The 7,627-nt window shown below is 33.4% G+C and carries 6 protein-coding genes; 2 read left to right on the top strand and 4 right to left on the bottom strand.

What is annotated here, in order from left to right:
* Positions 1 to 173: 173 nt before the first annotated feature.
* Together F6K54_RS36120 and F6K54_RS36125 are read left to right on the top strand one after the other, a co-directional pair.
* The gene (locus F6K54_RS36120) at positions 174 to 740 is read left to right on the top strand and encodes a nuclear transport factor 2 family protein (RefSeq protein WP_293088656.1); all 567 of its coding nucleotides are present in this window, start codon (positions 174 to 176) and stop codon (positions 738 to 740) included.
* Positions 728 to 1,432: an ammonium transporter gene (locus tag F6K54_RS36125; protein WP_293088666.1), complete on the top strand. Its 705-nt coding sequence runs from the start codon at positions 728 to 730 to the stop codon at positions 1,430 to 1,432. The genes F6K54_RS36120 and F6K54_RS36125 overlap by 13 nt, the downstream gene beginning before the upstream one ends.
* A 129-nt stretch (positions 1,433 to 1,561) precedes the next feature.
* Here the strand turns inward: F6K54_RS36125 and F6K54_RS36130 are convergent, their stop codons facing one another.
* From F6K54_RS36130 to F6K54_RS36145, 4 genes are all read right to left on the bottom strand, one after another.
* The gene (locus F6K54_RS36130) at positions 1,562 to 3,655 is read right to left on the bottom strand and encodes an AAA family ATPase (protein ID WP_293088658.1); all 2,094 of its coding nucleotides are present in this window, start codon (positions 3,653 to 3,655) and stop codon (positions 1,562 to 1,564) included.
* 263 nt (positions 3,656 to 3,918) lie between these two features.
* Positions 3,919 to 5,175 (bottom strand): ATP-binding protein, encoded by a 1,257-nt coding sequence (locus tag F6K54_RS36135; protein ID WP_293088660.1) that lies wholly within the window; start codon positions 5,173 to 5,175, stop codon positions 3,919 to 3,921.
* A gap of 32 nt (positions 5,176 to 5,207) precedes the next feature.
* Positions 5,208 to 6,503, bottom strand: a complete 1,296-nt coding sequence (locus F6K54_RS36140) for an AAA family ATPase (RefSeq protein WP_293088662.1) — start codon at positions 6,501 to 6,503, stop codon at positions 5,208 to 5,210.
* Positions 6,504 to 6,712: 209 nt separating this feature from the next.
* Entirely contained in the window at positions 6,713 to 7,279 is a 567-nt protein-coding gene (locus F6K54_RS36145; protein WP_293088664.1) for a Uma2 family endonuclease, read from the bottom strand.
* Positions 7,280 to 7,627: the final 348 nt, after the last annotated feature.

Genomic DNA, 7,627 nt, shown 5'->3' on the forward strand with positions numbered 1-7,627 from the left:
TAGTTGCCGGGGGGCACTCGGAAACTCGTGCGCGGACGTGGAGGGAAGCGTTAGACTACCGCCAAGGAAGCAGCACCCTGTGTTAGCGACAGCTATGCGAAGCAAAGCGTCAACCCGCCGAGGAGCTTAGGCTCAGTAGGAATCCCCGTGCCTTTAGGCCGGGGAGGATGTCAATGGAATGTATTATGGATAATCCTGTAGCAAAATTTTTCGCTGCTTTAAAAGATAAGAACCTCGATAGCGCTTTAAGTGTAGTTGCTGAGGATGTGGTTTTTAAAGCACAAGGACCAAATACTGTTCCTATTTATGGTAGATTTATTGGCAAAAAAGGTGTTGTCGAATTTCTTTCTATTCTCGGCGAACTTTTTACAGCGCTTTTCACTCGAGTAGACCACAAAGTCAGCCATCTATTGTGGAATTCACAACCCTCGTTTCGCTTACCACCTAACACCTACCACCTACTACCTAACTTTTTAACTGTGGTTTACCCATTTAAAAACTGCTGTAATACTGAAGCTTTTGAAATTTACAAATTAGTCGCTGTAGATAATTATATTTTTGCCCATGGTTATATGCAGCATCGAGTTAAAAAAACAGAGCGAATTTTTAAGTGTGAATATGCTCTAGTTTGTACGACAAAAAATGGACTAATAACTTCTTATAAAATGTTTGAAGATACTGCTGCACTGTCCGAAGCTTATAGTAGCGATCGCTTCTGGGATGTCTCATACTTTGGTTAGGTTGGCTAGGTTTTAATGGTGGTTCCACACTCGAGCTACAAAATGTCGGTCATATCGTTATCACTACTATTATGTCCGCAGCAACAGGAGGTATAGTTGCCATACTTTCTACTCCTATAACTGCCTTATGGTCTAAAATATTTGAAAATAATCCAGAAACTGGAAAACCCGAACTTTCATCACTTATTAATGGTATCTTAGGTGGGTTAGTTGGAGTAACCGCTTCCTCTGCTTATGTTGATGTTCCTATTGCTATTCTCATAGGTGCTGTTAGTGGAGTAATTGTTACTTTTGGTAACTTACTATTAAAGTTATGGAAAATTGACGATCCGGTAGGAGCTATTCCTGTTCATCTTTTTTGTGGATGTTGGGGTACTATAGCGGTATCTTGGAGTCTCAAAGGTACTGAAGTATATCAGGATAATAATAATGTTTTAGTTCAGCTAGGGTCTCAAATATTAGGATGGTTAACTGTTTTTGTTTTTGTCTTGATTTTAAGTTGGATAGTCTGGGTAATTATTGGGGGAATTTTATACAGTTTTGATATGATAATTGGCAATCAAAGAAAGTTATCTAAAACAGGAAATTTATGGGTGAGAATTCATAGGATAGCTAGACAAGGAATTAGAGTAACGCCAAAAGAAGAAATAGAAGGAAGTGATGGTTTTTGGCAAAATCCTAAACCTGAGTAGCATTAATTAATCATGAGGCATCTCCGAAAAAGAATAGACTTTTTGCAGAAGTAGGGAAGAGGAAATAGAGAAAAAATTTCTGAAAAAAAAACACAAAAAATGATCGATCAGTGTAATTTTCGGAGATGTCTATTTAAGTGGAGATGCTGGACATTGACCTTTTAATTCTTTCAGTTTCTCCCTTACTATCTGTTGATCCTCAAGAGTGAAATGAACTGTATAATTTTCTCCAAAAAACCATTCTTCTAGCTGCTTTCTTGTATTGTTAAAGGAAGCATAGCTCTCTGTAATTTTACAGTATGATTCGACAGCCTTTTCATACCTATAATTTTTATCATTGTCAACATGATTTTTGGCTTCCTGGTCATACTGTAAATTTTTTTGCTCGGACTGTAAATTTTTTTGCTCGGACAGTAGATTTTTTTGCTGGGATAGTAGATTTTTTTGCTGGGATAGTAGATTTTTTTGCTGGGATAGTAGATTTTCGTTTTGCTCGTTCTTGAATGAATAAGCTGGACAATCATTAGGTGATTGATTTTGTTTAATCAATGTTTCAATTACCTTTTCTTTATTTTCATTAGACAGAGTATTATTGAATATCCATTCTTCTAGTGTATTTTCAACCTCACTAAAATCTCCATATTTATTAGTAATCTTGCACAAAGTTTTTGTGGCTTCTTCATATTTTTGAGAACCTATTTTATCCAGACTAGATTTCCATAATAATTGGTTATATTTTTCATCCAATCCATCAATATTAGGACATTGTTCGTCTAAACTTTGTTCTTCCCTATACCATTCAGAGTTAATTTTTTCTATAACTTGCGATCGCTCTTCTTTGTCTATTTCATCTTTCAAATATCTATCTATTTTCTCCCATAACAAATCACAGCCATCATTTTGAACAACTTGAGAATTCCCCGAACTCATAATCCGGTAAACTGTGAACATTATAGGAGCTAGTATAACAGAAACTACCATTAACAAAGATAAAAACTTTGCTATTTGATTAGGTCCTTGAGGATTATCGTTTTGCTCTGGTACAGGCGTTTTGTGATTGTTATTTATTTCAGGTAGATTTTGATTTTTTTCAGGAATTTTCCCCATTTGCAGTTTTTCCTCATCAGATAAGGGATATTTTTTTACCAGCCAAAGTCGGACTAATTCAACTTTGATTTTATAACCTGTTCCATCTTTTTTTTCTTCTAAAAAGCTATATTCTTTAACTAAACGTTTTCCTACAAAGTGCCAATTTTTTATATAGGTCTTTAGTCGGTTTTCTCCAACTTCATTTTGACTAGCTGCTACTACACGAAAAAACAACTTTTCAGGGTTATTCAAAGCATCCAGAAAGCCATTTAATACAGCCCCGCCTCCTTCCATTGCCTCATCTAAAATTAACTCTACATGAGACTCTACATTAGTATGAACTACCTTTTTTATTCCTTGTTCCCTGCAATTCTTAAAGATATAAAAGCATAGTAGTTGTGTTAAAGAAGGATGACCTGCGGATAGTTGCCAAATAGCATTAATTGCATCTGATTCATATTCTAATTTTCCCCTAGCTGGTTCAACAATCAAGTTTTGCGTACTTTCCTTATCCAGTAAACCAACTTCTATTGGAGTTTGTTTTTTTAAGAAGTTTTTCAGATAAGTCATATCTTGTACTGGCCTACCAAAAACCAGAATAGCAAATAGTTTTTTTTCTTGCTTAACAACTTGTTCTAACCAGTCAAATAAGTATTCTCCAGGAGTAGATATTGTTGAGTCTTCTCCTAAAACATCAAACTCATCTAGAAGAAGAACTAATTTTTTACCTGATAAATATTCATTAATAATTCTTGGCAAAAAAAGTTGAAAAAAGTTATACGGATTATCCGCTAGTGCTCTTACTTCTTTAGGAAGTTTATAAATAGTACCAGCAATATCATCGGCAAGATGATCTAGTATTTCAGTTCTTGACTTATCTTTGTAGCTTTGAAATGAAAAAGTAACAAACTTAAAATCATTTTGCTCCTCAGTGAAATATTGAGGCAGACAAGTTATCAATGAAGTTTTACCAATACGTCGTTGGACGTGCAATAAAGTTATCTGGATATCAGCTTTGAAATGATTTTTTATTTGTTTAATAGTAGTTTCTTCTCTGCCATATAGCTGCTCTTTTTTATAAATTGGTGTACCAAAAATATAAGGATTTGTTGTGAAGTTATGGCTTGTATTCATTGAAAATCAAAAATTTATATACAATTTTATTTATAGACCATTAATCCAAACAAGCATGAAATAGAAAATTAAAGCTATACATGATTTATCCTGACCGAAAACCCTTCATGCCTCTGCTTTATTGAGTAATAGATTACAGTCTTTCAAAAACATAGATGATAATGACAAACACTATTTTATCCCTGAAAAATAGGTCATCTTATGACATTTATAGCTAAACTACACCGTGATTATAACTTTATTAATTAGATATTTCTTGTGATTTAATTATTATGCGATCGCCCCCAATTAAAAAGGCCACTATACCAAATTTTTTCGATCAAAGATTTCTGAGGAAATAATTCTTTTATTTTCTCTATTTCTATTTTTAACGAATCTGGTTTCAATAACCAACGCCGAAGTAATTCAATTTTTACTTTATAAACAGGGACGATTTTTTTTCCTAATTCTTGTTCTCCTATTTTCTGCAAGAATCCCAAATAAACTAAATGTTCTGCTGCTTTAGTTAATTCTTCTTTCATTTTTTTTGTAAGCTTTCCATGATGCCTTTCTAATATTACTAATGAATTAAAGATATTTGATTCAGAGTATTCTGTAGCTATTTCTTGAGCTTCAGCTACTGCGGATAAAATTAATTTTTCCCTAGGAGATAAAATTCCTAGAGGAGATACAAAAGCAGCTTCACCTTTTACTAAAGATTCATCTATAATGCCCTCTACATCCTGACGAGTTACATTCCATCGGTTTAGATTTCTAGCCTGTTGAAATAAACTAAAACATAGTAGTTGAGTATAGTAAGGATGTCCCCCTGCCAATTCCCAAATTTCGTCAATTGCTTCAGATTCATAGTCAAGAATTCCCTCAGCAACCTCAGTAATTAACTTTTCAGTATCAGACTTATTAAGTAATCCCAATTCTTGGTGAGGTACTTCTCCAAATAAATAATTGACAAATTCCAGACTATTTCCTTGTCTTCCTACAAACAGAATAATAAATATTTTTTTATCTCTATTAATTATTGAAGTTAAGAAGTTGATCAACGGGTTTTTTTTCGTACTCTCATCGTCCCACAGAACATCAAACTCATCTACAAGCAGAACTATATTTTTTCCCTCTAACCTATCGTAAATATGTTGTAAAAAAATCCCAAAAAACTCTTGTGCATCTACTTTTAAATCCTGCCGACTAGGAATAGTTATCGTGCTTCCCGATATTCCCAACCAATCAACTATATCCCTAGCAAAGTCATACAATATTTCATCCAAAGAATAATGATGTTTATCTTCTAGAGAAAGTGGAAAAAAAACAAACCCATCTACACTAACATACCGAGAAATATAATTCATGCAGGAAGTTATGCCAATACGTCTTTGTCCGTGCAATACAATTACCTTTGCTCTAGAAGTAAGTCGATCTTGAATAAAACTTACAATTGTTTCTCGTCCAAATAAGTATTCTGGATCGTAAATTGGCCGACCAATAATGTAAGGATTTTTAATCAAAGCCATTGTATTTTGCATTTTAATAACTATATTCGATTAGGTTTGCAATACTATTTTTCGTCTGATTTATTGAAAAGGTTAATTCCTGGTACAACTTTGATAAGAGTGCCTAAAATTTTATTAATAAGCGGTGCATTTTTTTTAACTGCTTTTGCTTGTTTTTCAGTCAACTTTATACCAAATTTTTCAAACAATATTTTATCTTCTCGAGGGTCTGAAATCTTTTCATCAAACTTTTGAACAACCAAATCTTCCATTAAAGAAGAATAAAAATTATATTTATCCTGCTCTGAGTTCTGATAGATAACACCTTTTTGCTGTAAAGTTGTCAGCGTATACCTATTTCTCTCAAATACTTTATTTATACCATCAACAGAATAACGTTTTCCACCGACCTCTCCATTTAAGTTATCAATTACAATACCCAGTAAAAGGTTTTGTTCATCCGCAGTCAAATCTCTCCATATATCCTTAAATATCTGTTCGGTTTGATTTTTAAATTTTGCTTTAAAAGTATTAATATCAATATCTTGCTCAGATTGGGAAAATATATAACCTGCGTGTTGAAGTAAAATTGGACATCCACCAGTAATTTCTAACACTTTTTCTTTCTGAATATTGTCGAGAATTGAAATTAAGAAGTGCTTCGAGTTAAAAAAATAATTATCAATATCTTCCTGACTAAAAGGTTTTAAATCTACATATAGATAATGATTATACCAAGGAGAACCACCAGGAGGAAGCTCTGGGCCTAACCTATCCAATCTTCGGAATGCAGCAACAACCGTTGAGAAATATTGACCTTCTGTGCTATGAACTGCTAAGTTACGCAACCCACTTAAAAACGTCTGCATTTCTCTAGATTTTTCCAGGTTATTAATATAGTCTTCTGGTGTACGAAGTATTCCATGATAGTCATCTAATAGTAATAAGAAAAATTTCTCTCTTTTCCCAATTTCTTGAAGAATTTTCCTTATATCTCTTATTTCTATTGTTTTTTCTTCTTTTAATAAATTATCAATCTTACCCTGTAAATCTGCATCACCTTCAGCTTCATTTCTTAAATCTTTTAACACTTCTTGCCAAAAACTATTTGGCGTAAATGAAATAACGCTACAGTCGTAATAAACAATCAAAGCTTCTGAAAAATTTAATCCTTTTTCTTCCCAAAAATTAGAAGATTTGATATATTTAAGTAAGGATGATTTACCCATGCCATAAATACCATCAATAGCGACGTGACCGCGATTATTAATTTGGTCAAAAATTGTGTATAGTTCAGACATTCTACCGACAAACTTATCTGGAGGAACAGGTTCGGTAGGATAGAATTTAGTTGGTGGCATAATTTAGATAAATTATTTTACTTTTAGTTTTACTATAACTTTCAATTATATCAGAAGCCAATAAGGAAGACTTAACTGGGAAAAAACCAAACAATCAAATAACCTGAAAAAGTGATGAAAAAGGTTTAATTTTGATAATAGTTTTCAAGTTTTGGGCAGTAGACAGAAATCACAGATTCATAAGCATTATCATTGTTTGAAATTTAATATTACTCTGACTCATCAAATATTGGTGGCCATAGTTCTGAAATTGATATCTCCCAACCAGGAAATAATTCGGGAATAGTCAATATGTCATTATTAGTAAGTTCAATAGGTTTACCTGTGGGGCGATAAACTTTTACTGTTTCCTCATCTGGATCGATTAAAATTCCTACTTTTGCTCCCAGTTTTATATACTTTTCCAGCTTTTTTTGTAGAGACTTTATCCTGTCGCTTTGAGATTTTATTTCTACTACTAACTCAGGCATCATTTCCCCAAAGTAACGAACACTCCGTGGTAAACGTTCTGCACTTACAAAAGATACATCTGGTGCTTTAAGATTACTATCAGGCAAAATAAAACCACCACTAGAATCAAATAAACGTCCTAAACGACGAGGTTTAACCCAATTACCCAAAAGTCTCAACAATTCTGCAGTAATTTCGCTGGATACAATATCTGATGGTTCCATGACTGATATTTTTCCGTCTTCTAATTCTAATTGATAGTCTAAACCTGCTTGTAAAAGAGTTTTTTGTACTATTTCTAAATCTTTGACTGTAACATCAGACATAATTTTGCTTTCTTCCTATTCGATAATTATATTATCTTAAAATTAAGTCACTACTAATATCATGTCCGGATAATAGCGTGATAAAAAAACTTGTTCCTCATCAATATAATAGTTTTCATAAGGCGTGCAGTACATCAATGATCCCCCCTGCCCTTAAAAAGGGGGACTTCCAGTTCCCCCCTTTTCAAGGGGGGTTATATCATGTCCGGATAATCAGTGATGAAAAAACTTATCATGAGTGCTTAAACAGTAAATCTTTCTATTTTCCCTACTCCCCTACTCCCCTACTCCCCTACTCCCCTACTCCCCTACTACCTTAATAATAAGTATTCAACCGGACATGATATT

Source organism: Okeania sp. SIO3B5 (assembly GCF_010692555.1).
Classification (GTDB): Bacteria; Cyanobacteriota; Cyanobacteriia; order Cyanobacteriales; family Microcoleaceae; genus Okeania.

Coding starts and splice junctions, on each gene's coding strand:
- F6K54_RS36120 (WP_293088656.1), top strand. CDS start 174: ATGGAATGTATTATGGATAATCCTGTAGCAAAATTTTTCGCTGCTTTA.
- F6K54_RS36130 (WP_293088658.1), bottom strand. CDS start 3,655: ATGAATACAAGCCATAACTTCACAACAAATCCTTATATTTTTGGTACA.
- F6K54_RS36135 (WP_293088660.1), bottom strand. CDS start 5,175: ATGCAAAATACAATGGCTTTGATTAAAAATCCTTACATTATTGGTCGG.
- F6K54_RS36140 (WP_293088662.1), bottom strand. CDS start 6,503: ATGCCACCAACTAAATTCTATCCTACCGAACCTGTTCCTCCAGATAAG.
- F6K54_RS36145 (WP_293088664.1), bottom strand. CDS start 7,279: ATGTCTGATGTTACAGTCAAAGATTTAGAAATAGTACAAAAAACTCTT.